The sequence below is a fragment of the Promicromonospora sp. CA-289599 genome (genome assembly GCF_050936155.1).
Taxonomy (GTDB): Bacteria; Actinomycetota; Actinomycetes; order Actinomycetales; family Cellulomonadaceae; genus Promicromonospora.
This window is the reverse complement of record NZ_JBNJNI010000001.1, coordinates 571,870-595,668: the sequence shown is the minus strand read 5'-3', so window position 1 is coordinate 595,668 and position 23,799 is coordinate 571,870. Positions and strand designations below refer to the sequence as shown.

The 23,799-nt window shown below is 71.1% G+C and carries 19 protein-coding genes and 1 pseudogene; 12 read left to right on the top strand and 8 right to left on the bottom strand.

Annotated features, from left to right (window positions below; translation table 11 throughout):
- Positions 1-6: 6 nt before the first annotated feature.
- From ACQEVI_RS02485 to ACQEVI_RS02475, 3 genes and pseudogenes are all read right to left on the bottom strand, one after another.
- A complete protein-coding gene (locus ACQEVI_RS02485; RefSeq protein WP_432894305.1) occupies positions 7-963 on the bottom strand; it encodes a TIGR03885 family FMN-dependent LLM class oxidoreductase in 957 nt (318 codons plus the stop codon).
- Positions 960-2,675 carry an alpha-amylase family protein gene (locus ACQEVI_RS02480; RefSeq protein WP_432905766.1) on the bottom strand — a complete coding sequence of 572 codons (1,716 nt, stop codon included), beginning with the start codon at positions 2,673-2,675 and terminating at the stop codon, positions 960-962. The genes ACQEVI_RS02485 and ACQEVI_RS02480 overlap by 4 nt, the downstream gene beginning before the upstream one ends.
- Positions 2,676-2,801: 126 nt before the next feature.
- Positions 2,802-3,859, bottom strand: a pseudogene (locus ACQEVI_RS02475) (helix-turn-helix transcriptional regulator).
- A gap of 150 nt (positions 3,860-4,009) precedes the next feature.
- Between ACQEVI_RS02475 and ACQEVI_RS02470 the strand changes: the two are divergent.
- The 4 genes from ACQEVI_RS02470 to ACQEVI_RS02455 are packed head-to-tail and all read left to right on the top strand — an operon-like array spanning position 4,010 to position 7,751.
- On the top strand, positions 4,010-4,459 hold the full coding sequence (locus ACQEVI_RS02470) for a VOC family protein (protein ID WP_432894303.1): 450 nt from the start codon (positions 4,010-4,012) through the stop codon (positions 4,457-4,459).
- 10 nt (positions 4,460-4,469) lie between these two features.
- Positions 4,470-5,111, top strand: coding sequence for a cytochrome b (locus tag ACQEVI_RS02465; RefSeq protein ID WP_432894301.1), 642 nt, complete (start codon positions 4,470-4,472; stop codon positions 5,109-5,111).
- Between the two features lie 36 nt (positions 5,112-5,147).
- On the top strand, positions 5,148-6,671 hold the full coding sequence (locus ACQEVI_RS02460; protein WP_432894299.1) for a peptide MFS transporter: 1,524 nt from the start codon (positions 5,148-5,150) through the stop codon (positions 6,669-6,671).
- Between the two features lie 24 nt (positions 6,672-6,695).
- Positions 6,696-7,751, top strand: a complete 1,056-nt coding sequence (locus ACQEVI_RS02455; RefSeq protein ID WP_432894297.1) for a LacI family DNA-binding transcriptional regulator — start codon at positions 6,696-6,698, stop codon at positions 7,749-7,751.
- Positions 7,752-7,848: 97 nt separating this feature from the next.
- Here the strand turns inward: ACQEVI_RS02455 and bglS are convergent, their stop codons facing one another.
- On the bottom strand, positions 7,849-8,580 hold the full coding sequence (gene bglS / locus ACQEVI_RS02450; RefSeq protein ID WP_432894295.1) for a beta-glucanase: 732 nt from the start codon (positions 8,578-8,580) through the stop codon (positions 7,849-7,851).
- A 143-nt stretch (positions 8,581-8,723) separates the two neighbouring features.
- Positions 8,724-10,028, bottom strand: coding sequence for a glycoside hydrolase family 6 protein (locus tag ACQEVI_RS02445; protein ID WP_432894293.1), 1,305 nt, complete (start codon positions 10,026-10,028; stop codon positions 8,724-8,726).
- Positions 10,029-10,343: 315 nt separating this feature from the next.
- Here ACQEVI_RS02445 and ACQEVI_RS02440 point away from each other — a divergent pair, with 315 nt between their 5' ends.
- Entirely contained in the window at positions 10,344-11,255 is a 912-nt protein-coding gene (locus ACQEVI_RS02440; RefSeq protein WP_432894291.1) for an aminoglycoside phosphotransferase family protein, read from the top strand.
- 57 nt (positions 11,256-11,312) lie between these two features.
- Here the strand turns inward: ACQEVI_RS02440 and ACQEVI_RS02435 are convergent, their stop codons facing one another.
- Positions 11,313-12,185: a helix-turn-helix transcriptional regulator gene (locus tag ACQEVI_RS02435; RefSeq protein ID WP_432894289.1), complete on the bottom strand. Its 873-nt coding sequence runs from the start codon at positions 12,183-12,185 to the stop codon at positions 11,313-11,315.
- Positions 12,186-12,324: 139 nt separating this feature from the next.
- On the opposite strand from ACQEVI_RS02435, the gene ACQEVI_RS02430 reads away from it, so the two are divergent.
- Positions 12,325-13,278, top strand: coding sequence for an MBL fold metallo-hydrolase (locus tag ACQEVI_RS02430; protein WP_432894287.1), 954 nt, complete (start codon positions 12,325-12,327; stop codon positions 13,276-13,278).
- 116 nt (positions 13,279-13,394) lie between these two features.
- Here the strand turns inward: ACQEVI_RS02430 and putP are convergent, their stop codons facing one another.
- Positions 13,395-14,897, bottom strand: a complete 1,503-nt coding sequence (putP, locus tag ACQEVI_RS02425; RefSeq protein ID WP_432894285.1) for a sodium/proline symporter PutP — start codon at positions 14,895-14,897, stop codon at positions 13,395-13,397.
- Positions 14,898-15,104: 207 nt separating this feature from the next.
- A complete protein-coding gene (ilvD, locus tag ACQEVI_RS02420) occupies positions 15,105-16,814 on the bottom strand; it encodes a dihydroxy-acid dehydratase (protein WP_432894283.1) in 1,710 nt (569 codons plus the stop codon).
- A gap of 107 nt (positions 16,815-16,921) precedes the next feature.
- Between ilvD and ACQEVI_RS02415 the strand changes: the two genes are divergently transcribed.
- The 6 genes from ACQEVI_RS02415 (at position 16,922) to ACQEVI_RS02390 (ending at position 23,703) form a co-directional block, all read left to right on the top strand.
- Complete coding sequence (locus ACQEVI_RS02415) at positions 16,922-17,956, top strand: TerC/Alx family metal homeostasis membrane protein (protein WP_432894281.1); 1,035 nt, start codon at positions 16,922-16,924, stop codon at positions 17,954-17,956.
- A 106-nt stretch (positions 17,957-18,062) separates the two neighbouring features.
- Positions 18,063-18,929, top strand: coding sequence for an SDR family NAD(P)-dependent oxidoreductase (locus ACQEVI_RS02410; protein WP_432894279.1), 867 nt, complete (start codon positions 18,063-18,065; stop codon positions 18,927-18,929).
- Positions 18,930-18,956: 27 nt separating this feature from the next.
- Complete coding sequence (locus ACQEVI_RS02405) at positions 18,957-19,946, top strand: aldo/keto reductase (protein ID WP_432894277.1); 990 nt, start codon at positions 18,957-18,959, stop codon at positions 19,944-19,946.
- Between the two features lie 170 nt (positions 19,947-20,116).
- Complete coding sequence (locus ACQEVI_RS02400; protein WP_432894275.1) at positions 20,117-21,664, top strand: sugar ABC transporter ATP-binding protein; 1,548 nt, start codon at positions 20,117-20,119, stop codon at positions 21,662-21,664.
- On the top strand, positions 21,661-22,683 hold the full coding sequence (locus tag ACQEVI_RS02395; protein ID WP_432894273.1) for an ABC transporter permease: 1,023 nt from the start codon (positions 21,661-21,663) through the stop codon (positions 22,681-22,683). The genes ACQEVI_RS02400 and ACQEVI_RS02395 overlap by 4 nt, the downstream gene beginning before the upstream one ends.
- A 27-nt stretch (positions 22,684-22,710) precedes the next feature.
- Positions 22,711-23,703, top strand: coding sequence for an ABC transporter substrate-binding protein (locus ACQEVI_RS02390; RefSeq protein ID WP_432894271.1), 993 nt, complete (start codon positions 22,711-22,713; stop codon positions 23,701-23,703).
- The last annotated feature ends 96 nt before the right edge of the window (positions 23,704-23,799 follow it).

Sequence of the window (23,799 nt, the reverse complement as noted above, 5' to 3'; positions counted from 1 at the left end):
GCCCGCTCAGCCCAGCGCCGGCAGCACGTGCTCGCCGAACGCCCCGATGAACGTGTCCTGGTGCTTGCCCACGTGGTGCAGGTAGAGGCGGTCGGCTCCGGCGTCGCGCAGGGCGACCAGGTGGGCGGTCAGCGCGCCGAGGTCGGACGAGACCAGCACCGCGCGCCGGACGTCCGCGATGCCGACGTCCGCGGCCAGGGCGTCGAACTCGGCGGTCGTGGCGGTGTCCGCGGCGACCTCGGGCGGGCCGGTGAGCGTGTGCCACTGGTTCAGCGCCGTCGCCTCGGCCTCCGCCTCGGTGGGCGCCCACGAGAGGTGCACCTGGACGGCGACCTCGCCCTGGCCCCCGGCCTCCCGGTACGTCTCGATCATCTGCCGCAGCTCCGCTACCGGCTTGTTCACGGTGACCAGTCCGTCCGCCCACGGGGCGTGCCGGCGCGCGGTGGCGACGGTCAGGGCAGGGAGGATCAGGAGCGGCATGATCTCGGGAAGCGTCCAGAGCCGTGCCTGACGCGCGACGACCAGACCCTTGTGGTCCACCTCCTCGCCGCGCAGGAGCGCCCGGATCACCTGCACGCACTCCGCCAGCCGGGCGTCGCGCTCGGCCTTGGGCGGCCACGGCTCGCCGGTCACGTGCTCGTTGAGGTACTCGCCCGATCCGAGGGCCACCCAGAGCCGCCCCGGGTACATCGCCCCGAGGGTCGCGATCGCCTGCGCGACGATCACCGGGTGGTAGCGCTGGCCCGGCGCGCACACGGTGCCGAAGGACAGCTCGGTGCTGGCGAGCGCGGCGCCGAGCCAGGACCACGAGAGCCCGGACTCACCCTGCCGCTCGCTCCATGGCGCCACGTGGTCGGAGCACATCCCGGCGTCGAAGCCGGCGTCCTGCGCGAGCCGGGCCACACGGAGCCCCTCGGCGGGGTGGAGCTGCTCGTGGGAGACGTGGAAGCCGATGACGGTCATCGCTTCTCCTCACCCTTGGAAGCGACGCGCTCCGGGTCCCCGCCGGCCGGCTCGACTGCCGGGTCGTCCACCGCGTCGCCGTCGACCGTGCGCCGCAGCCACCGGTAGCCGTACCCGGCGACGGGGATACGTCCGTCGGTCTCGATGGGCGGGTAGTCCTGGTCCACGTGCACGTCGACGTAGCGCGCGAGGCCGGCTTCGAGGGCCGAGACCTCGTCAGCCGGCAGCTCGGCCACCACGTCCTCGTCCGCGAGGTTGGCGAGCAGGAGCACGCTGGACTCCTCGACCAGGTAGCGCAGCGCCAGTACGGACGAGACGCCGACGTCCCACGGTTCGGGCCGGACCTGGCCGAGCTCGCTCAGCCCCAGCCGGGCGCGCACCAGCCCGCCGACCCGGTGCAGCAGGGAGCCGTCGCGCACATTCTGCTCGTCCACGTTCACGTGCTCGGGGCCGTAGGGGCCGGTGACAACGGGCGCCTGGAACTTCTCCGGTGCGGCGTTCGAGAAGCCGGCCGACGGCGTCGACGACCACTGCATCGGCGTACGGACGGCCTCGCGTTCCGGCCGGTCGAGGTCGTCGCCCATCCCGATCTCGTCGCCGTACCGCAGCACCGGTGGCCCGGGCAGGGAGAGCGTGACGGCGTGCGCCATGGCGATGCGGCGTGGGTCGCCGTCGAGCATGGGGGCCAGGCGCCGCCGGATGCCGCGGCCGTAGACCCGCATCGAGTCCTCGGGGGCGAACGTGTCGAGCACCTCCGTGCGCTCGTCCTCCGCGAGCCGGACCAGGTTCAGCTCGTCGTTGTTGCGCAGCCAGTGCGCGTACGTGGCGCCGTCCGGGGGTGCGGGCTGGTTACGCAGTGCCCGCTCCAGCGGCTCGGCCTGGCCGCGGGCCAGGGCGAGGAAGAGGTGGTTGTTCGTCCAGAAGTCGAGCAGCATCGTCATGCCCTGACCGTCGGACCCGAAGTACTGGGCGGCCTCGGCCGGTGCCTCGTCCACCTCGCCGAGCAGAACGGCCCCCGTGCGCTGCCCGGACACGGCGGCCCGCATGTCGCGGACGAGCCACTGGCCGTCGGTGTCCGGGCGGGCGGCGCGGGCCCGTTCGAGCATCATCGGCATGGCGTCCACCCGGAAACCCGAGACGCCCAGGCGCAGCCAGAACGCGACGATGCGGTACAGCTCGTCCCGGACGCGCGGGTTGTCGAGCGCGAGGTCCGGCTCGTGCGCGTAGAAGGCGTGCCGGTAAAACTGCTGCGCTTCGTCGTCCCAGGTCCATGTCTTGGGCTCGACGTCGGGGAACATCGGTTTGATGTCGTCGTTCGGCTCGTCGGCCCAGATGTAGTAGTCGCGGTACGGGGACTTCCGGTCCCGCCGTGCCTCCTGGAACCAGCGGTGCTGGTCGGAGGTGTGCTGGGCGATCAGCTCGACGAGGACGTGCAGGCCGAGGTCCTCGGCGGCCTCGAGCAGGTGGGCCATGTCGGCCAGGTCGCCCAGCCGTGGGTCGATCGCGAGGTGGTCGCAGACGTCGTAGCCGCCGTCCCGGAAGGGCGAGGCGTAGAACGGCAGCAGCCACACGCACGTGGCGCCGAGCCCGCGCAGGTAGTGCAGGCGTTCGGTGATGCCGCGCAGGTCGCCCCAGCCGTCGTCGTTCGAGTCGGCATAGAGGCGGGGATCGAGCTGGTAGATGATCGCGTCGGAGTACCAGGAGGAGCGCATGGTCACCTCGGGCTCGTTGGGTCACGGGTCTCGTGAGCGCATGGCGGCCGGTGCTGGACCGCTGACCTCTCGCACCGTGCCACATGTCCGGTTTGCTCGCATCGTGGCTGGTGGCACGGCTCTCTGTCAGGTGCTGGTCGCCGCGTACCGGGCGGCAAGCCTTCCGAATGCCTCCTTGAGCTGTGGCGGGCCGACGACCTCGATGTCGGCGTCGAACCGGCCGAGCGAGGCGGCCAGCGCCACCCAGGACCAGGAGCCGGACTCCAGCCCGCACCGCTGCGGGCCCAGGTCCTCGACGGTGCCGTCCCCGGCGAACGGGAGGACGGCGGCGGCCGGTAGACCGAGGATCACCTTTCCGGTGCAGGGCCAGGCGTCCACGCTCGCGGAACCCATGTTCTCTGAGCCGATGTTCTCTGAACCGATGTTCTCGGAACCCTTGAAGCGGGCCGACACGAAGCCGCGCACGCTGCCGCCCGGAACCTCGCGCGGGGTGAAGCGGGGGCCGTTCGGGGTGCGCGGGCTGATCCGATCGGCGCGGAAGATACGCCAGTCGTCGCGGTCCAGGTCCCAGGCGACGAGATACCAGCGCCCGCGCGCCGTGACGACATGGTGCGGTTCGACACGGCGCGGGGGCCGTGGTCCGGCGGCGGTGTCGCCGGCGCCGTCGTTCTCGCCGTCGCGCCGCCGAGGGCTCGCGTAGTCGAATCGCAGGACCTCGCGAGCCCGGGTTGCCGTGGACAGCGTCAGGAGCACGTCGGGCGACATCCGCACGGTGGCGTCCTGTGTGCTGCCGGGAATAGCGGTGAAGCGGACGGCGTCGACCCGCTGCCGTAGGCGCGACGGCATGACCTGCCGCACCGTGGTCAGGGCGCGCACCGCTGCCTCCTCGATGCCCGCGCCCGCGACACCGGCCGTCCGGAGCGCGACGGCGAGGGCGATCGCCTGGTCGTCGTCGAACAGCAGCGGGGCAGCTCCGAACCGGCGTCGAGGCGGTAGCCGCCGTCGGGCCCCATCGTCGCCTGGATCCGATAGCCCAGCTCCCGCAGCCGGTCGACGTCGCGCCGGACCGTGCGGTGGCTGATGCCCAGGCGGTCGGCGAGGAGCTGACCCGGCCAGTCCCGGCGCGTCTGCAGCAGGGACAGCAGGGCGAGCAGCCGCGAGGTGGTGGTGGTCGTCGGGGTCATGGTTCGAGGCTACGGAGAGTAGAGGACCTTCGCTGTCCTTGACTGTTGCCAGAGTGAGACGTGCCGGGAAGAGCCCGGCGCAGGCACAGCTGTCAGGTACGAGCTGCGTCAGGTACGAGCTGCGTCAGGTACGAGCTGCAAGGAGCAGACATGTCCATCAACACCACCCCGCACCTCAACTTCCGTGGCGACGCCCGGGCGGCGCTGGAGTTCTACCACTCGGTCTTCGGTGGTTCGACGACCGTCGTCACGTACGCGGACGGCCACAACGTGACGGACCCCGCCGAGGCCGACCAGATCATGTGGGGCCAGGTTGCGTCCGACGAGGGCTTCCGGGTGATGGCCTACGACGTCCCCGCCCACATCGCGTACGAACCGGGCGTGATCCCGCTGTTCGTCTCGGTCCGGAGCGCCGACGCGGAGGAGATCTCCCGGTACTGGAAGCGGCTCGTCGAGGGATCGACCGTCGTCGTCCCGCTCGCCGAGGCGGCCTGGGCTCCGCTGTACGGCATGGTCAGGGACCGGTTCGGCGTGACCTGGGTGCTCGACGTGGAGGTGCCCTGGAGCGCGGGGCTGGACGCCGGAGCCGATCTGGGGTGAGGTAACGCCCATGAGGTGGCGCAACGGCGAGCACGGCTACGGGGTCGTCACGAAGGTCCTGCACTGGTCGACCGTCGCGCTGCTCCTGGCCCAGCTCGCCGTCGGTTACGTGATGGACGACAAGGCCGACGTGCCCGACGTCGACTGCGACCCGCCGGGTGAGGACCGCAGCGGCGGCGACACCTCCGACGCCGAGGAGCAGCGCCTCGACGAGCGCGAGGACCGGTGCGAGCAGGCACAAGATGTCCGCGAGGAGGGTGCGGAGGACGCCGTCGGCACTGCCTGGGCGGACCTGTGGACCGGGGACCTGTGGGCCGGGGACCCGGCCGGCGGCCTGACGCTGCCCGGCTGGCACGTCCTGCTCGGCCTCGCGATCGTCGCGATCGGCGTCGTGCGCGTCGTCTGGCGCCGCACGACGTCGCTGCCGCCCTGGGACCCACGCCTCACCCGGACCGACCGCAAGGTGCTGCACCGGGCAGAGCAGACCCTGCTCGCGATGCTCTTCGTGGTCCCGGCCACCGGCATCGCGCTGGTGGTCGGCAGCAGCGACCTCGTGCCGCTCCACATCGCCGCGCACCTGTGCTTCTATGCCGCGCTGGCGATGCACGTCGGCGTCGTCGTCCGGCGCCGGGTCGTCGGCCGCATGCTCTGACGTGCGCGCCGCCCGCAACCCGATGACGATCGGGGGATGAGCACCGGATCCCCGACCGAACCACCTCCCGCTACCGCGCTCGCGGACGACCGCCGGTTCTTCGGGCACCCGCTCGGCCTGATGACGCTGTTCACCACCGAGCTGTGGGAACGGTTCAGCTACTACGGCATGCGCGCGATCCTGGTCTACTACCTGACCGACACCATCGCCGACGGCGGTCTCGGGCTCGACCGGACGCTCGGCGAAGCGGTGGTCTCGATCTACGGCACAGGCGTCTACCTGCTCTCGGTGGTCGGGGGCTGGCTCGCGGACCGCGTGATCGGCGCGCGGCGCTCCACGCTCTACGGCGGCGTCATCATCGCCGCGGGGCACGTCTTCCTGGCGATTCCCGCGGCCGGGTTCTCCTACCTCGGCATAGTGCTGGTCGCGCTCGGCACCGGCCTGCTCAAGCCGAACGTGTCCTCGATGGTCGGCTCCCTCTACCGCCGCGGCGACCCCAAGCGCGAGGCCGCGTTCCAGATCTTCTACATGGGCATCAACATCGGCTCGCTCTTCTCGCCGATCGTCGTCGGCGCCGTCCGAGCCGTCTGGGGCTACCACGCGGGATTCTCCGTCGCCGCGTTCGGCATGGCGTTCGCGCTCGTGTTCTTCGTGCTCGGCCGCAAGAACCTGCACGGAGCCGGCGACGACGTACCCAACCCCGTACGGCCCGAGGAGCGTCCCGCCGTCGCGCGGATGTTCGCCATCATCCTGGCCGCCGTCGGCCTCGTGTACCTCGTGGCACGGATCGTCTCGGGGGAGTGGGGCGTGCACGCCCTCATCGACACCCTCAGCTACGTCGCGTTCCTCGCGCCCGTCGCGTTCTTCGTCGTCATGTACCGGTCGCCCCGCGTGACCGACGCCGAACGTCCCCGCCTGCTCGCCTACATCCCGCTGTTCGTCGCCGCGATGCTCTTCTTCATGATCTTCGAGCAGGCGGCGACCACGCTCGCCACCTTCGCCGCGGACCGGACGTCGCGCGAGGTGCTCGGCCTCACCGTCAGCCCCGAGTTCTTCCAGTCCGTGAACCCCGCCTCGATCATCATCCTCGCGCCCGTGTTCGCCTGGCTCTGGGTCCGGACCAAGGACCGCCCGCCCACGCCGTACAAGTTCGCCATCGGCCTGGCGCTCGCGGCGACGTCGTTCCTCGTGCTCGCGGCGGCGTCGGCGATCGCGGGGGACGGCCTGACGCCGGGCTGGGTGCTCGTGTCCGTGTTCGTGATCCAGACGCTCGGCGAGCTGTGCCTGTCGCCCGTGGGGCTGGCCGCGACGACGCTGCTCGCGCCACGCGCCTACCAGGGGCAGGCGATGGCCCTGTGGTTCCTCGCGCCCGCTGCCGGACAGGCGATCACCGCGCAGCTCGTCCAGGCCACGGCAGGGGCGTCCGACACCGTGTACTTCGGCGGCATCGGTGTGGTCGCGCTCGTCTTCGCCGGCCTGCTCGCGCTGCTCGGCCCGTGGGTCACGCGGCACGTGCGCCTGGCCGACCGGATGGAGGGTGTGCGCACGGCGGGGGACTGAGCGGCGGGCACTAGGCTGGCACGCATGCTAGACCCCATGACCACCGGCCCGGGCCGAGCGCCCAAGGTGCCCACGCTCGAGGAGGTCGCCCGGCGGGCAGGGGTCTCGCGTTCCGTGGCGTCCCGTGCGATGAACAACGCCCGCAACGTGAGCCCGGCGAAGCGCGAGGCGGTCGCCCGTGCCGCGAGCGAGCTCGGCTACGTGCCCAACGCGACGGCGCGTGCCCTGGCGACGAGCACCGGCGGGTCGGTGGTCCTCGCGATCTCCAACGACGACCCCGCGCTGTTCGGGGACCCGTTCTTCTCGCAGGTGCTCGTCGGCGTGGCCGCGGGGCTGGACCGGTCGGAGCTCGATCTCACGCTCATGCTGGCGTCCTCGGAGCGTGGCCAGGCCCGGCTCGAGCGGCTGCTGCGGTCCCGTCGTTCCGACGGGGTGATGCTCATGGCGCTGCGCGGCGACGACCCGCTGAACCGGGTCGCGGCGGCGACCGAGCTGCCGGTCGTGATCGGTGGCCGGCCGCTGCACGGCGAGGCCCGCTGGTACGTCGACGTCGACAACCGTGGCGGGGCCCGCTCGGCCACCGAGCACCTGCTGGGCTCGGGATGCCGGCGCATCGTCACGATCGCCGGTCCCACGGACCTGCAGGCGGCGGTCGCCCGGTACCAGGGGTTCGCGGACGCCATGGCGGTAGGAGGCCAGCCGGCCGACCGGGTGGAGCACGCCGACTTCAGCTTCGAGGACGGCGCCAGGGCGATGGCGCGGCTCCTCGACGCGCACCCCGACCTCGACGGCGTCTTCGCGGCGTCGGACAACATGGCCGCAGGCGCCCTGCGCGCCCTCAAGGAGGCCGGACGCCGCGTCCCCGAGGACGTCGCGGTCGTCGGTTTCGACGACCTGGAGATCGCGCGCCGCACGGAGCCGGCGCTCACCACGGTCAGCCAGCCGATCCGTGGTCTCGGCCAGGAGATGGCGACGATGCTGGTGCGCCTGATCGACGGCGAGTCGCCGACCCCGGTGATCCTGCCGACGCGCCTGGTGGTGCGTGGCTCGGCGCCCGGTGGGGCGCCCGGTAGGGAGTGAGTCACGACTGAGACACCGGCGGGAGGGGTTGGGACGTCACCCTCCCGCCGGGCGTTCTCGTGGTCGGTACCCGCTCGAGCTCAGTACCTGCTCGAGCTCAGTACTGCGTGTACCGGACCCAGTCGTAGCTTGCGGTCTTCTGCCCGGTGTAGTTGAACGGCCCGAGCCAGCCGTCGACCCCCGTCCCCGGCCACAGGTTCATCATGATGCGCTGCGGTCGCGTGGGCAGCGGGCCGCGCGAGCCGTTCTCCTGGTGGACGAGGCGGCCGTCGACGAACCAGTTGATCGTGCCCCCGCGCCACCACTCGATGGCGTAGTTGTGGTACCCGGCCGCGGCGTCGAAGCCGAGGTTGATGATCGTCTCGTGGCCGCCCACCCCGTTGGTGAAGTAGTTCGTCTGCATCTGCCAGGTGTTCTTGCCGAGGATCTCGACGTCGATCTCGTCCCACGGCTGGCCGTCGCTCGGCCCGGTGTAGGTGAAGAACGAGGAGACGAGCCCCGAGCCGGAGGCCGCCTTCATCCGGGTCTCGAAGCGCCCGTAGGAGTACAGCTCGTTGGTGCGGTACTCCCCGGAGGCGTAGGGCTTGTTCGAGCAGCCGCCCGGGCACGGGGTGTTGTTCAGGTTCAGGCCCATGACCCCGCCGGAGTGCCAGACGTGGTCGGCGCGCCAGCCAGCGTTGAACATGCCCCCGTTGCTCCACCCGTCGGCCTTGTTCCAGCGCCCGCCGTTGTGCGAGTCGAAGTTGTCGGTGAAGCTGCCGCCGACGGCGTGCGCGGGGGGCGCCAGCGCCGGGGACATGGCGAGGCCGAGCAGCAGGGCCGAGGTCATGGCCACGATCCAGCGGCCTGGCGCGGAGCGGAGTGGCCCGGAGCGGAATGGTACGGAGCGGTGATGCGTCGTCATTGATCGCACGAGTGCCTCCATGGGTTGGTTGATGGTGCGTGGTCGTAGTGCGCGGTCGTGACGCGCGCCTAGCTCCTCGGCCCGCCGCCGAGCGGCGGCTGAGCGAGCTCGATCAGCTCGCGTGCCTGCTCGGGGAACCACTGGCCCGCGGCCGGGTCAACCATGCCGCGCTCCGGGTCCTCGGGTCCGCCGAGGCCGCGGAAGCACTGGCCGTCGGACTCGCCGGGAATCTTGATCCACAGCAGGGCGTCGACGAGCTCGTTGCCGGTGTCGGTCGTCGGACGCAGGCCCAGGCCGCGGTCCGGCGGGTTGCACCACGTCTCGGCGTCGGGGTAGACGCCGGCAGGTGCGGCCCAGGCGCCCCGGCCGTTGCGGGACGTGTCGATGACGAAGTGCGTGCTGGGTTCGACGTCGCCGAGCGCGGCCTCGTAGCGCGAGTCGATGCCCGCGGTGTTCAGCGCCGGATCGGCCGCCGTCGGGCTCCAGATGCCCTGGTTGGACAGGGTCACGCCGGTCCAGTCGTTCGCGGGGCCGCCGCTCCAGTACTGGTTGCCGCAGCCGGCGTAGTCGCCGGGCGTGATCTGCGTGGCGTAGGCGATGCACTGGGAGATCCAGGTGCCGTAGGCGGTGCTGTTCTCGGTGAACTCGTAGTTGGACACGTTCAGGAAGAACCCGTCCGCGCGCTGGACACCCGCCTTGACGAGGCGGTCGGAGGCCTCGCCAACGTTGAGCCAGGACGTGTTCGTCCCGTCGAGGTACACGACGGCGTTCGGCTGCTGCTTCAGGCGGTCTACCGCGTAGTTGAGCATCTCGAAACGCTCGGCGGCGGCGTCCCGGCCGGTGGTCTCGGGGTCGTACTCCGGCGGCTGGCACCGCTCGAGCTGCCCGTCCAGCGTGGTGTACCAGGGGATGACGCCGAGCCCGTCGGGCTCCAGCATGACGGCGACCTCCTCGCGTCCGATCCCGGCCGCGAAGCCGTCGATCCAGGCCTTGTACTCGGCGACGCCGAGGGCGCCACCCGCCGAGTAGAGCGCGCAGTCGCGGAACGGGACGTTGTACGCGACCAGCACTGGCACCTTCCGGCCGGTGTGCTTGACCAGCTTGCGGACCTCGGCCTTCACCTCGGCGGGCGTGCCGTCCGTGAACCACGTGGAGCTGGGCACCCGGCTGAGCTGGAGCGCGTCGCGCTTGGCCTGCCCGCGCAGGGTGCGGGCCGCGTCCCTGGTGGAGCTGTGGGGGTCGTTGTAGATCTGCGTCCCGGGGGACAGGACGTCGTTGCTCGCCTGGGCCGGGCCGGCGCCGAGGAGGGCCGCGCCGAGGGCGCATACGGTCAGGGCGGCCAGTAGCCGGCGCCGCGAGGTCGGTCGTGTCATGTGGGGGATCTCCCAGGGTCTCTGCGAACGAACGCATCGTTGCTGTTCGCTACGGGTGAGCTTCCGCTGCGGTGGACAAGCGACTGGAAGATTGTGGAAGCGCTCCCAGTCGGACCATGGTCAGGTGCGTCCGGCGGCTGTGTCAAGGTTTCGTGCGCCGCAGTTCCGTCGACGTCGGATGCGGCGCTGGCCTGCGGCCATGTCGTGCACCCGCGAACGGCACCCGTGGTGAGCATCACCTCTCGGCGGAAAGGCAAGGTGGCGGGCTTAGGGTTGCCGGGCGGGCAAAGGGCCCGCTGTGCTCAAGGAGCTGGCGTGACATCGGACTTCCTCACCGTTCCGGAACCGTTCGCCGTCCAGACCGTCGAACGCGAGCAGCGGGCCGGGCGCGAGTGGCTCGACCGGCTCCCGGAGCTGGTCGAGCAGCTCCTGCGGGAATGGGGCCTGACGCTCGCCGGTCCGCCGGTCGCCGGCAACGTCGGCCTGGTGTGGGAGGTGCGTCGCACGGACGGGACCGGCGCCATGCTGAAGGTGAGCCGGCGCGACGCTGAGACGAGGAACGAGGCGGAGGCCCTGCGCCGCTGGGACGGGCAGGGCGCGGCGAAGCTCATCGAGGCGTCCGGTGCGGCGGGCGCCCTGCTGCTCGAACGTCTCGACGCGGGGACGAGCCTGACCTCCGCCCCGATGGACACCGCGATCGAGGTCGCCGCCGAGCTCCTGAGCCTCCTGCACGTCTCGGAGTGGTCGGGCTCGCAATGGTCGGGCTCGGAGTGGTCGGGCCTCGACGACGCGCTGGAGCTGGAGTCGTACGTCCCGGCGCCGGGTGAGACGTACCGCGTGCGCCTCCGCGAGCTCCGGCCCGACGTCGAACAAGCCTTCCGCAGCGCGCCCCACGTGCTGCTCCACGGCGACTTCCACTACGAGAACGTGCTCCGGTCGGGAACGTCCTGGAAGGCGATCGACCCCAAGCCGGCGCACGGCCCGGGCGAGTGGGACCTCCTGCCGCTCCTCAGGAATCGCTTCGACGAGTTCCCGCCGGGTCCGCAGCTGCTGCCGGGCATCCGGGACCGCCTCGAGTCCCTGATCGCCGCGACCGGCGCGCATCCCGAGCGGGCCTACCTGTTCGCGCACTACCGGGCGCTCCGGGACGCCGACTACGCCCGCCGGATCAACGATCGCAGGTTCGAGGAAGTGGCGACCGCGATAGCGGACGCGACTGCCTCCTGACCGAGCGGGAGGCCGTCGCGGCGCACGTTCGGCCGGTGGCTCGACGGCGTCGAGCGGTCAGCCCGGCCGGTCGCCGACGAGCTGGGCGAGCAGCGTGATCGCCTCGGCCGAGGGTGAGCCGGGCACCGTCGTGTGCGTGACGAGCGTCTGGTCGGGCTGGTCGATCGACCGCAGGGTCTGCTGCGTGACGGTGAGGGTGCCGAGCAGGGGATGGCGCAGCGTGTAGTCGGCGGTCGCGCAGGCCCGGACCTCATGATCGGCCCACAACCCGGCGAACTCGGTACCGGACATCGCGAGGGTGCCGATCAGTGTGGCCAGCTCAGGGTCCTCGGGATGCTGACCGACGGTGAGGCGGAGGTTGCCGACCACTGCTCTGCTCTTCGCGCGCCAGTCGGCATAGAGCTCGCGGGTATCAGGGTCGAGGAACACCAGGGAGGCCATGTTCGGCCGGGTTGCGGGCGCGGACGGTGCGCCTGGGCTCAGGTGTCCCGCGAGCAGGGCGTGTCCGAGCGGGTTCCAGGCCAGGACGTCGCTGCGTCGTCCCATCACGAGTGCCGGCACGGCGCCGAGCGAGTCCAGGAGCGCGACAAGGGCCGGGTCTGCCTTCTCCGGGGCGCTCCGTGGCGCCGTCCGCGGTACGGCTCTGCCGGCGGCGAGCCGCCGGAGGTGAGCGCGCTCGGCGTCGTCGAGCTGGAGAGCTGTGGCCAGGGCGTCGAGCACCTGCGGTGAGGCGTTGCGGGACTGGCCCTGCTCGAGTCGCGTGTAGTACGACGAGCTGACGCCCGCGAGCAGCGACAGCTCCTCGCGGCGCAGCCCGGCGACCCGACGGCGTTCCCCGTAGCGCGGGACGCCGGCGTCCTCCGGGGTGATTCGCGCACGACTGGCGCGCAGAAAGGCCCCGAGCGAGTCGGTGGGTCCGGGAGCGGCCATGTCGTCAGTCTCTCGCACCCGGTCATGTCGTACCTGACCCTCCTGGGGATAGGCATGCGCGGGTCTGGCGACGCGGGCAGCCGCCGTCGATCGTTGAGCACGCCGGCAGGGTGTCGGCGGCAGCCGATCGGAGCGCACGATGACTGAGATCACGACGACAGAGACCACGACGACGAGCGAGCACCTCACCTTCGGCGAGGTCACGGTGAGCCGGGCCGTCGAGAGCGTCGGCAGCATCGGCATGGTCCCGAACCAGTTCTTCCCCGGCACGGACCCGGCGGCGTGGGACGGGCACGAGAGCGAGCTGCGCCCGTTCCACCTGGAGGAGGACGGTGCGACGACGATGGAGAGCACGGCTCGCGTGGCGATGCAGACCTGGATACTCCGGAGCGGCGGCCGGACGATCCTGGTGGACGCTTGCGTCGGCAACGACAAGGACCGGCCCGACGTGCCGAGCTGGTCCCGTCTGCAGACCGCCTACCTGGAGCACCTGGCCGCCGCGGGGGTCGCCCCGGAGAGTGTCGACGTCGTGGTGAACACGCACCTGCACGCCGACCACGTGGGCTGGAACACCCGTCTCGTCGACGGCGCCTGGGTCCCGACCTTCCCGAACGCCGAGTACCTGATGCCGGCCGAGGACCTGGCGTTCTGGGACCCGGCGCACGACAACCGGACGGTGATGGGCCCCGGTGCGCACGGCGTGTGGGCGGACAGCATCGCGCCGGTGCTCGCCGCGGGCCAGGCCACCGCGTGGAGCGGGAGCCACCGGATCGACGACGCCCTGACACTGGAGGCCGCACCGGGGCATACGCCCGGCGCCTCGATCCTCCGGCTGGCGTCGGGGGACGACGAGGTGCTCTTCGTGGGGGACACCCTGCACAGCCCGGCGCAGGTCGTGGACGCGCACACGAGCAGCTGCTTCGACGAGGATCCCGTGCAGTCGGACCGCACCCGCGACCGCCTGTTCACCGAGGCCGCGGCCCGGGGCCTGCTTCTGTTCGCCGCTCACTTCGCCGGACACGGCGGGTTCCGGGTCGAGAAGACCGGGGACGGCTTCAGGATCGTCGAGTGGGCGGGGCTCACCGCGATCTGAGCCCGCCGGCCGCACCCGTGCGCGGACTCGCCGTACGGGTGCGGCCGGCCCGGGTGGGCCGCCCAGACCTGGGGCAGCCGTGGTCAGCCGTGGGTCGGGCGTCGATCAGGGGCCGGTCAGGACGTGACGGCCCGCTTCGCCGACGCGAGGCGTGTCGCCTCGGCGAACTCCGCGCGGACCGCCTCGGACGGCGCGGGGGTGAGCAGGCTCACGACTATCGCGACGAGCCCGCCCAGCACGAAGCCGGGGACCAGCTCGTAGAGCGTGTCGGCCAGCGGGGACCGGCCCCAGACGAACGCGACGACGGCGCCGACGAGCATGCCCGACAGCGCGCCCCAGCTGGTGAGGCGGCGCCAGTAGAGGCTCAGGAGCACCGTCGGACCGAACGCGGCGCCGAACCCGGCCCACGCGAACCCGACGAGGTCCAGGATCGTGTCGGTGCGGTCGAACGCGATGATCCCGGCCACGACCGCGACGAGCAGGACGCCGGCACGGCCCAGCATCACCTCGGTGCGCGGGGTCATCGCGCGGCCCGTGATCTTGACCAGGTCCTCGACCAGGGCCGACGACGAGACGATGAGCTGCGACGAGATGGTGGACATGATCGCGGCGAGGACCGCGGCCAGGACCAGGCCGGCGATCACCGGGTGGAACAGCACCTGCGACAGGAACAGGAACACCGTCTCCGGGTTCTCCAGGGTCTCGCCGCGGATGTTGACGTAGGCGACGCCGATCAGGCCGGTGACTATCGCGCCGGCGGCGGTGAGGATCATCCAGGTGATGCCGATGCGGCGTCCGGCGACTGCGTCCTGCGGGGAGCGCATGGCCATGAAGCGCACGATGATGTGCGGCTGGCCGAAGTAGCCGAGGCCCCACGCGGCGGCCGAGATCACGCCGGTGAAGGTCGCGCCGGCCAGGAGCGAGAGGTGGTTCGCCGCGTCGCTGGTCTCCGCGGCGAGGATGCCGTCGTGGATCGGGCCCCAGCCCCCGAGGTCGATGAAGGCCACGACGGGCACCGCGATCAGGGCGAGCAGCATCAGGATGCCCTGCGCGACGTCGGTCCAGGTCGCGCCCAGGAAGCCGCCGAACAGCGTGTAGGCGAGCGTCACGCCGCCCACCACCCAGATGCCCGTCGTGTAGTCGAGCCCGAACGAGCCCTCGAAGAACGTGCCGCCGGCCACCATGCCGGAGGAGACGTAGAAGGTGAAGAACACGAGGATGATGGCGCCGGAGGCGACCCGCAGGGAGCGCGACGTGTCGTGCAGCCGGTTCTCGAAGAAGCTCGGGATCGTGATCGAGTTCTTCGCCGTCTCCGTGTAGGCCCGCAGACGGGGAGCGACGAACTTCCAGTTGAGCCAGGCGCCGATCGTCAGGCCGATGGCGATCCAGGCCTCGACGAGCCCGCTCACGTAGATGGCGCCGGGCAGACCCATCAGGAGCCAGCCGGACATGTCCGACGCGCCGGCGCTGAGCGCGGCGACACCCGGGCTGAGCCGTCGGCCGCCGAGCATGTAGTCGTCGAGGTTGTCGTCGGTGCGGCGGAACGCGGCGTAGCCGATACCCAGCATCAGCGCCAGGTACGCGACGATCGCTATCGTCTTCCAGGCCTCGGGGGTCATGGAGGTGCTCCAGTACTCGTTGCGGAAACTCGTTGCGGAAACTCGTTGCGGAAACTTGGTGCGGAAACTTTGGTGCGGAACGGGCGGGTGAATCTTCAGCCCGGCAGTCTGGCACACCGACGAGACCTGCACACCGCACGCGACACGCCGACGGTGCGATGCAGTATGCAGGTCTCGTTTGCAACAAGCGTGACCGGCCGGCCCTGGCTACGCCAGCACAGCGCCCTTCGACGCCGACTGGACCAGCTTCGAGTACTTGGCGAGCACGCCCCGCGTGTACTTGTGGGGGAGCGGCGCCCAGCCGGCGGCCTCGCGCGCCGCGAGCTCGGCCGGCTCCACGAGGAGGTCGAGCGTCTTGGACGCCACGTCCAGGCGGATGCGGTCGCCGTCGCGCACGAACGCGATGGGCCCGCCGTCGACCGCCTCGGGCGCGATGTGGCCGACGCACAGGCCGGTGGTCCCGCCGGAGAACCGGCCGTCCGTGATGAGCAGGACGTCCTTGCCCAGGCCCGCACCCTTGATGGCGCCGGTGATGGCGAGCATCTCGCGCATGCCGGGCCCGCCCTTGGGGCCCTCGTAGCGGATGACGACGACGTCGCCCGCCTGGATGGTCCCGTCCTCCAGCGCGTCAAGGGCGCTGCGCTCGCGCTCGAACACGCGCGCGGTGCCCTCGAAGACGTCGGAGTCGAAGCCGGCGGACTTCACGACGGCACCCTCCGGCGCGAGCGAGCCGTTCAGGATGGTGATGCCACCGGTCTTGTGGATCGGGTCGTCCATGGCGCGCAGGATCTTGCCGTCCGGGTCCGGCGGGGCGATCTCGGCGAGGTTCTCGGCCATGGTCCGGCCGGTGACCGTCATGACGTCGCCGTGCAGCAGCCCGGCGTCCAGCAGTGCCTTCATCACGACGGGCACGCCGCCGATGCGGTCGACGTCGTTCATCACGTACTGCCCGAAGGGCTTGAGGTCGCCCAGGTGCGGCACGCGGTCGGCGACGCGGGAGAAGTCGTCGAGGGTCAGCTCGACCTCCGCCTCGTAGGCGATGGCGAGCAGGTGCAGCACCGCGTTCGTGGACCCGCCGAACGCCATGACCACGGCGATGGCGTTCTCGAACGCCTCCTTCGTCATGATGTCGCGCGCGGTGATGCCCTTGCGCAGCAGGTTCACCACCGCCTCGCCCGAGCGGTGCGCCCAGGTGTCGCGACGGCGGTCGGCCGACGGCGGCGCCGCCGAGCCGGGCAGCGACATGCCGAGCGCCTCGGCCGCCGACGCCATGGTGTTGGCGGTGTACATGCCGCCGCACGCGCCCTCGCCGGGGCAGATGGCCCGCTCGATCCGGTCGACGTCGCCCTGGCTCATGAGCCCGCGCGAGCACGCGCCGACGGCCTCGAAGGCGTCGATGATCGTGACCTGCTTCTCGGTGCCGTCCTCGAGCTTGACCCAGCCGGGCATGATCGAGCCGGCGTAGAGGAACACGCTGGAGAGGTCGAGGCGCGCGGCGGCCATCAGCATGCCGGGCAGCGACTTGTCGCAGCCGGCCAGCAGCACCGAGCCGTCCAGCCGCTCGGCCTGCATGACCGTCTCCACCGAGTCGGCGATGACGTCACGGGACACGAGCGAGAAGTGCATGCCCTCGTGGCCCATCGAGATGCCGTCGGAGACCGAGATGGTGCCGAACTCCAGCGGGTAGCCACCGGCGGCGTGCACACCCTCCTTGGTGGCCTTCGCGAGCCGGTCGAGCGAGAGGTTGCACGGCGTGATCTCGTTCCACGAGCTCGCGACGCCGACCTGGGGCTTGACCCAGTCCTCGTCGCCCATGCCGACGGCACGGAGCATCCCGCGCGAAGCGGTCGCCTCCAGGCCGTCGGTCACCGTGCGGGAACGGGGCTTGACGTCGACAGGGCTCTCGGTCTTGCTCATGAACTCTCCTCGGGCACAAAGACACTCGACAAGGGGATACTCGATCGGGGAAATTCAGTATCGGGGAAACTCAATACTGTCAGTGCCGCCAACCGACGGAGAGACCTGTGCTCGAGATCAGTCCACTCACGTGGGGCATGACCATCGGCTTCATCGTCCTGCTGCTGGCGGTGGACCTGGTGCTGGCGGCGGCGCGCCCGCACCACGTCGGCTTCAAGGAGGCTACCGCCTGGTCCGTGTTCTACATCGCGGTAGCCATCGGGTTCGGCGTCTGGTTCGGCCTGCAGTACGGGAACACGGCGGGCACCGAGTACTTCGCGGGCTACATCATCGAGAAGAGCCTGTCGGTCGACAACCTCTTCGTCTTCGTCATCATCATGAGCACCTTCGCGGTGCCCGACAAGCACCAGCACAAGATCCTCGTCTTCGGCATAGTGCTCGCGCTGATCATGCGTGCCCTCTTCATCGCGCTCGGCGCGTCGCTCATCAGCCTGTTCTCGTTCACGTTCCTGCTGTTCGGGCTGCTGCTGATCTACACGGCGGTACAGCTGTTCCGGCACCGGAACGAGGACCCGGACATCGAGAGCAACCTGATGGTGCGCGGCGCACGCCGGTTCCTGCCGGTCAGCGACGACTACATCGGCGGCAGGCTCGTCGCCAAGGTGGACGGCCGCCGGGTCGTGACCCCGCTGTTCATCGTGCTGATCGCCATCGGCAGCGTCGACCTGCTGTTCGCGCTCGACTCGATCCCGGCGGTCTTCGGTGTCACCGAGGAGGCGTACGTCGTCTTCACCGCCAACGCCTTCGCGCTGCTCGGCCTGCGGGCGCTGTTCTTCCTCGTCAAGGGGCTGCTCGACCGGCTCGTCTACCTCTCGGCGGGCCTGGCGATCATCCTGGCGTTCATCGGCGTCAAGCTGATCCTGCACTGGGGCCACGTCGACATCGACGAGTCGATCCCGGAGATCCCGACGCCGCTGAGCCTCGGTGTGGTCCTCGGCGTCCTCGCCGTGGTGACCGTCGCGAGCCTGATCCGGACGCGCGGCATGCCGGACGAGAAGGCCCACGCGGGCTCGCTCACGGCCACCAAGATCCGGCTCGAGGTCCGGCCGAAGCCTGGGGCCGACCAGGAGCCGCCGCGCTGATCGGGGTGTCGCCCCTGACCCGGGCTGTTGGCCTCGACCACCGCCGTGCTATACATCTGATGTTTCCGCGCGAGGTCGCCGGAGCGGAGCCGGAGGAGGGTCACGCATGACGTTCGAGAGCGCAGCAGGGGCATCGGCAGGGGCAGCAGCAGGTACGTCGGCAGAGTCGTCGGCAGGAGCCGCGCAGGGCAGTGTCGCGCAGGGCGGCGTCGCGCCGGGCGAGCTCGCCGGCGTCCGCGCCGTCGTCACCGGGGGAGCGTCGGGTATCGGGGCGGCGATCGTGCGCGCCATGCTCGCGCGCGGCGCGACGGTGACCTCCATCGACCGGGTGGCCGACGGCGTCCCCGCGGGCGCCGGCGCGCAGATCGCCGACGTGACCGACGACGCGGCGGTACGCGCCGCCGTCGTGGCCGCCGCCGAGGCGATGGGCGGCATCGACGTCGTCGCGAACAACGCGGGGATCGGCGCGCAGGGCACCGTCGCGGACAACGACGACGCGGAGTGGCTGCGGGTCCTGGACGTGAACGTGCTCGGGATCGTCCGGGTGACGCGCGCCGCGCTGCCGTACCTGCGCGAGTCGCCGCACGCCGCCGTCGTCAACACCTGCTCGATCGCCGCGTGGACCGGCCTGCCGAACCGGGCGCTGTACTCGGCGTCCAAGGGCGCGGTCCAGTCGCTCACGCTCGCCATGGCCGCTGACCACGTCAGTGAGGGCATCCGGGTCAACTGCGTCAACCCTGGGACCGCCGACACCCCGTGGGTGAGCCGGCTGCTCGACGTCGCCGCCGACCCGGCCGCCGAGCGGGCGGCGCTGGAGGCCCGTCAGCCCTCGGGCCGGCTCGTCAGCGCCGACGAGGTGGCGCACGCCGTCTGCTACCTCGCGAGCCCGCTCGCCGCGTCGACGACGGGCGCGCTGCTCGCCGTGGACGGCGGATCGCACGCGCTGCGCACCCGTGCGCCCGGGCAGGGCTGACCTGAGTTGAGCGGACGACGGGACATCATGGAGACGACGACGGTGCGTGACACCGGGATCCGGCTCACCGGCCTCGGCCTCGGCGCCGCCCCGGCGGGCAACCTCTACCAGGCGATGACCGACGAGGACGCGCACGCGACCTTCGAGGCCGCCTGGGCCGCCGGGATGCGGTACTTCGACACCGCGCCGCACTACGGGCTCGGCCTGTCGGAGCGCCGGCTCGGGGCCTTCCTGCGCACGCGGCCGCGGACCGAACTGGTGGTGTCCACCAAGGTCGGCCGGCTGCTCGTCCCGTCACCCGAGACCGCGCACCGCAAGGACCCGGACATCTTCGAGGTGCCCGCCGCGACCCGCCGCGTCTGGGACTTCTCGCGCGACGGCGTGCTGCGGTCGCTCGAGGCCAGCCTGGAGCGCACCGGCCTGGACCGGGTGGACGTCGTCTACCTGCACGACCCCGACGGGCACTGGGAGCAGGCGGCGCACGAGGCACTGCCCGCGCTCGTCGAGCTCCGTGACCAGGGTGTGGTCGGCGCGGTCGGCGCCGGGATGAACCAGTCCGCGATGCTCACGCGGTTCGTCCGTGAGACCGACGTCGACGTCGTCATGTGCGCCGGGCGGTTCACGCTCCTGGAGCAGGCCGCACTGGCCGACCTCCTGCCCGCGGCGGCCGAGCGGGGTGTTGCGGTGGTCGCCGCCGCTCCGTACAACTCGGGCATCCTCGCGCACGACGCCCCGCCGGCGGACGCCACGTTCGACTACGCGCCCGCGGCGGCAGGGCTGCTCGACCGGGCCCGGCGGATCGCCGCCGTCTGCGCCGAGCACGGCGTGACACTCCCGCAGGCGGCGCTCGCCTACGTGCGCACGCACCCGGCGGTCGTGAGCACCGTCGTCGGGCTCGCGACGCCCGAGCAGGCACGGCAGGCCGAGGAGCGGGCCGCGGTGCGGGTTCCGGCAGAGCTGTGGCGGGCGCTGGCCGACGTCGGTCTGCTCCCGGAGGTGGCGGTCCCCGCTCGCTGACCATTCCGTTCGCCGACCATTCCGTTCGCCGACCATTCGTCGGTCATCTGATCTATCAGGGTCCGTCGGCGATTCTGCGGCATCGTTTGAGAGAGATCTGGCCGGGGATCTTGAGATGCATCGGATGTCTGCGGTATGAATGCGACTACACGGAGGCAAAGGAGCATCGCGTGTCGGACCCAGCACTTCTCCGCGCCACGGGGATCAGCAAGTCCTTCCCCGGCGTGCTCGCGCTCGACGACGTCCACCTCGACCTGCGGCACGGTGAGGTGCTGGCGCTCGTCGGGGAGAACGGCGCCGGCAAGTCGACCCTCCTGAAGCTGCTCTCCGGCATCTACCGGCCGGACGCCGGAACCATGGAGCTCGACGGAGCGCCGATGAGCCCCGCCGGCCCTCGCCAGGCGAACGAGCTCGGCATCAGCGTGATCCACCAGGAGTTCCACCTCATGCCCGACCTGACGGTCGCGCAGAACATCTTCATCGGCCGGGAACCCCGGCGGGCAGGTGTCATCCGGGACGACGAGCTCGTGCGCCGGGCGGTCGCACTCTTCGAACGTCTCGGCATCCCGCTGGACCCGCGGCAGCCGGTGTCGCACCTGAGCGTGGCCGGCCAGCAGATGGTCGAGATCGCCAAGGCGCTCTCGTTCGACGCCCGGGTGCTGATCATGGACGAGCCGACGGCGGCGCTCACGGAGACCGAGGTGGCGACGCTGTTCCGGATCGTCCGTGACTTCGTCTCGCCGCGCACCGGCGTCATCTACGTCTCGCACCGCATGGACGAGATCAAGGAGATCTCCGACCGCATCACCGTGCTGCGCGACGGCCGCTACGTGGACACGCTGCCCACCGCGTCCACCGAGACCCGCGAGGTCATCGCCGCGATGGTGGGCCGGCAGCTCGAGACCGGGGTGCGGCCGGACCCCGCGACGTCCGGCAGCGTGTCCGGGGCGACCGAGCGCGAGGTGGTCCTCGCGGTGCGGGGCCTGAGCACCCGCAAGCTCCTGAAGGACGTGTCCTTCGAGCTGCACCGCGGCGAGATCCTCGGCTTCGCGGGCCTCATGGGCGCCGGCCGCACCGAGGTCGCGCGGGCGATCATCGGGGCGGACCGGTCGACCGGCGTCGTCGAGGTGCGGGGCAGGCCGGTGACGGTGCGCAACCCCGCGGACGCGGTCCGGCACGGCATCGGCTACCTCTCGGAGGACCGCAAGCGCTACGGCCTGCTCCTGGACCAGGACGTGGTGCGCAACGTGATGCTGTCCTCGCTGCCCCGCATGACCCGCGCGGGCTTCGTGCGCGACGCCGACGGGCGCCGGGCGGCGACCGAGATGGTGGACCGGCTGGCGATCCGGACGCCGTCGGTCCTCCAGACGGCCAGGAACCTCTCGGGCGGCAACCAGCAGAAGGTGGTCCTGGCCAAGTGGCTCGTGCGGGACTGCGACGTGCTGATCGTCGACGAGCCGACGCGCGGGATCGACGTCGGCGCCAAGGACGAGATCTACGGCCTGCTCACGGGCCTGGCCGCGCAGGGCAAGTCGATCATCGTGATCTCGTCCGAGCTGCCCGAGGTGCTGCGGCTCGCCGACCGGGTAGTCGTCATGTGCGAGGGCCGGGTCACCGGCACCCTTGCCAACGCCGACGCGACCCAGCACGACATCATGGAGCTCGCGACGCGGTTCGGTGCCGACCGCTCGCTCGTCAAGACCGGAGACCCAGCATGACGACACCCAGCACTACTCCGAGCACCACGACGACCGGCCCGGCTCCGAAGCGTGCCACTCGGGCAGTCAACAGGGTCGGCAACCGGCAGCAGCTGCAGCAGGTCCTCGCCTTCGCGGGGCTGGTGGCGATCTTCGCGTTCTTCTCGTTCGCCAGCCCGTACTTCCTCGACTGGGCGAACGTGAAGGGCATCCTGCTCGCGACGGCGGTCACCGGGATCATGGCGCTGGGCGCCACCTTCGTCATCGCGACCGGCGGGATCGACCTGTCGGTCGGTACCGGCATGACCCTGTGCTCGGTGATGACCGGCGTCTTCCTGGCGAACCTGGGCCTGCCGCTCGTCGTCGGCGTGCTGGGCGGTCTCGCGATCGGTGCCCTGATCGGCCTGCTGAACGGCCTGAACGTCTCGTACCTGCGGCTGCCGCCGTTCATCGCGACGCTGGCGATGATGATGGTCGCGCAGGGGCTCTCGCTGGTGATCTCCGGGACGAAGCCGATCTACTTCAGCGAGGTGGGCGGGTTCGACCAGCTCGCCGCCGGGGAACTGGTCCCCGGGCTGCCCAACGCCGTCCTGATCTTCTTCGTCGCCGCCGTCATCGCCGGCGTCACGCTGAGCAAGACGCTCACCGGCCGCTACGCGCTCTCCATCGGCTCCAACGAGGAGGCGACGGCGGTCTCCGGCGTCGACGTGCGGCGGTGGAAGGTGGTCATCTACACGGTCGCCGGGCTGTTCACGGGTCTGGCCGGCGTCGTCATGGCCTCCCGGCTCAATTCCGCGCAGCCCGGACTCGGCCTCGGGTACGAGCTCGAGGCGATCGCCGCCGTCGTCATCGGGGGAACCTCGCTGCGGGGCGGCAAGGCCACGATCCTCGGCACCGTGATCGGCGCGCTCATCATGGCGACGCTCACCAACGGCCTGCGGATCATGTCGATCCCGCAGGAGTGGCAGAAGGTCGCCGTCGGCATAGTGATCGTGCTCGCGGTGTACGCCGACATCCTGCGGCGCGGCAAGGAAGCCTGACCTGACCACCGAAGGAGATGGACCGGCATGAACACCAACACCACCATGCGCAGGCGGTTCGCCGCGGCCGCGGCGGCCACCACATCCGTCGTCGTGCTGCTCGGGCTCGCGGCGTGCGCCTCGGGCGGCGGCGGGGAGCCCGGGGCGGGCGACAAGCCCTACGTGGCCCTGGTCTCCAAGGGTTTCCAGCACCAGTTCTGGCAGGCGGTCAAGCAGGGGGCCGACGACGCCGCGGCCGAGCTGGACGTCGAGGTCACGTTCGAGGGACCCGAGACCGAGACCGAGGTCGAGAAGCAGCTCACCATGCTCCAGACGGCCCTCGACAAGAGCCCGGACGCGCTGGGCTTCGCGGCCCTCGACTCCGAGGCGTCCATCCCGATGATGACCGACGCCTCCTCGCGCGGGATCCCCGTCATCGCGTTCGACTCCGGCGTCGAGTCGGACGTGCCGGTGACCACGGTGTCCACCGACAACCTGGCGGCGTCGGCCGAGGCGGCCAAGCACATGGCCGAGCTGGTCGGCAGCGGCAAGATCGCGATCATCGCGCACGACCAGACGTCGCAGACCGGGCAGCAGCGCGTCGAGGGGTTCACGCAGTACATCGAGGAGAACGCCCCCGACATCGAGATCGTCGACACGCAGTACGCGAACGGCGACCAGCTCAAGTCCGCCGACGCCGCGAAGGCGATCATGCAGGCCCACCCCGACCTCGAGGGCATCTACGGCACCAACGAGGGCTCCGCCGTCGGCGTCGTCAAAGCGGTGCAGGAGACCGACAAGTCGGGCGAGCTCACGGTGATCGGCTTCGACTCGGGCAAGGCGCAGACCGACGCGATCCGGGACGGGCTGATGGCCGGCGCGATCACGCAGGACCCGATCAAGATGGGCTACGAGACGGTCAAGGCCGCCGTGGCGGCCATCAACGACGAGGAGCTGGAGCCGGTCATCGACTCGGGCTTCTACTGGTACGACAAGACCAACATCGACGACGAGGCGATAGCGGCGGTCCTGTACGAGTAGCCCTCGACTTGTCAGACCCGCGCGCACGTGTCAGACGTACAGGTCACCCGAATGACCTGTACGTCTGACACGTGCGCGCGGGTCTGACAGGTGGGC

Bases quoted from the DNA above. Each gene is read 5' to 3' on its own strand.
- ACQEVI_RS02485 (WP_432894305.1), bottom strand. From the start codon at position 963: ATGACCGTCATCGGCTTCCACGTCTCCCACGAGCAGCTCCACCCCGCC.
- ACQEVI_RS02480 (WP_432905766.1), bottom strand. From the start codon at position 2,675: ATGCGCTCCTCCTGGTACTCCGACGCGATCATCTACCAGCTCGATCCC.
- ACQEVI_RS02470 (WP_432894303.1), top strand. From the start codon at position 4,010: ATGTCCATCAACACCACCCCGCACCTCAACTTCCGTGGCGACGCCCGG.
- ACQEVI_RS02465 (WP_432894301.1), top strand. From the start codon at position 4,470: ATGAGGTGGCGCAACGGCGAGCACGGCTACGGGGTCGTCACGAAGGTC.
- ACQEVI_RS02460 (WP_432894299.1), top strand. From the start codon at position 5,148: ATGAGCACCGGATCCCCGACCGAACCACCTCCCGCTACCGCGCTCGCG.
- ACQEVI_RS02455 (WP_432894297.1), top strand. From the start codon at position 6,696: ATGCTAGACCCCATGACCACCGGCCCGGGCCGAGCGCCCAAGGTGCCC.
- bglS (WP_432894295.1), bottom strand. From the start codon at position 8,580: ATGACCTCGGCCCTGCTGCTCGGCCTCGCCATGTCCCCGGCGCTGGCG.
- ACQEVI_RS02445 (WP_432894293.1), bottom strand. From the start codon at position 10,028: ATGACACGACCGACCTCGCGGCGCCGGCTACTGGCCGCCCTGACCGTA.
- ACQEVI_RS02435 (WP_432894289.1), bottom strand. From the start codon at position 12,185: ATGGCCGCTCCCGGACCCACCGACTCGCTCGGGGCCTTTCTGCGCGCC.
- ACQEVI_RS02430 (WP_432894287.1), top strand. From the start codon at position 12,325: ATGACTGAGATCACGACGACAGAGACCACGACGACGAGCGAGCACCTC.
- putP (WP_432894285.1), bottom strand. From the start codon at position 14,897: ATGACCCCCGAGGCCTGGAAGACGATAGCGATCGTCGCGTACCTGGCG.
- ilvD (WP_432894283.1), bottom strand. From the start codon at position 16,814: ATGAGCAAGACCGAGAGCCCTGTCGACGTCAAGCCCCGTTCCCGCACG.
- ACQEVI_RS02410 (WP_432894279.1), top strand. From the start codon at position 18,063: ATGACGTTCGAGAGCGCAGCAGGGGCATCGGCAGGGGCAGCAGCAGGT.
- ACQEVI_RS02405 (WP_432894277.1), top strand. From the start codon at position 18,957: ATGGAGACGACGACGGTGCGTGACACCGGGATCCGGCTCACCGGCCTC.
- ACQEVI_RS02395 (WP_432894273.1), top strand. From the start codon at position 21,661: ATGACGACACCCAGCACTACTCCGAGCACCACGACGACCGGCCCGGCT.
- ACQEVI_RS02390 (WP_432894271.1), top strand. From the start codon at position 22,711: ATGAACACCAACACCACCATGCGCAGGCGGTTCGCCGCGGCCGCGGCG.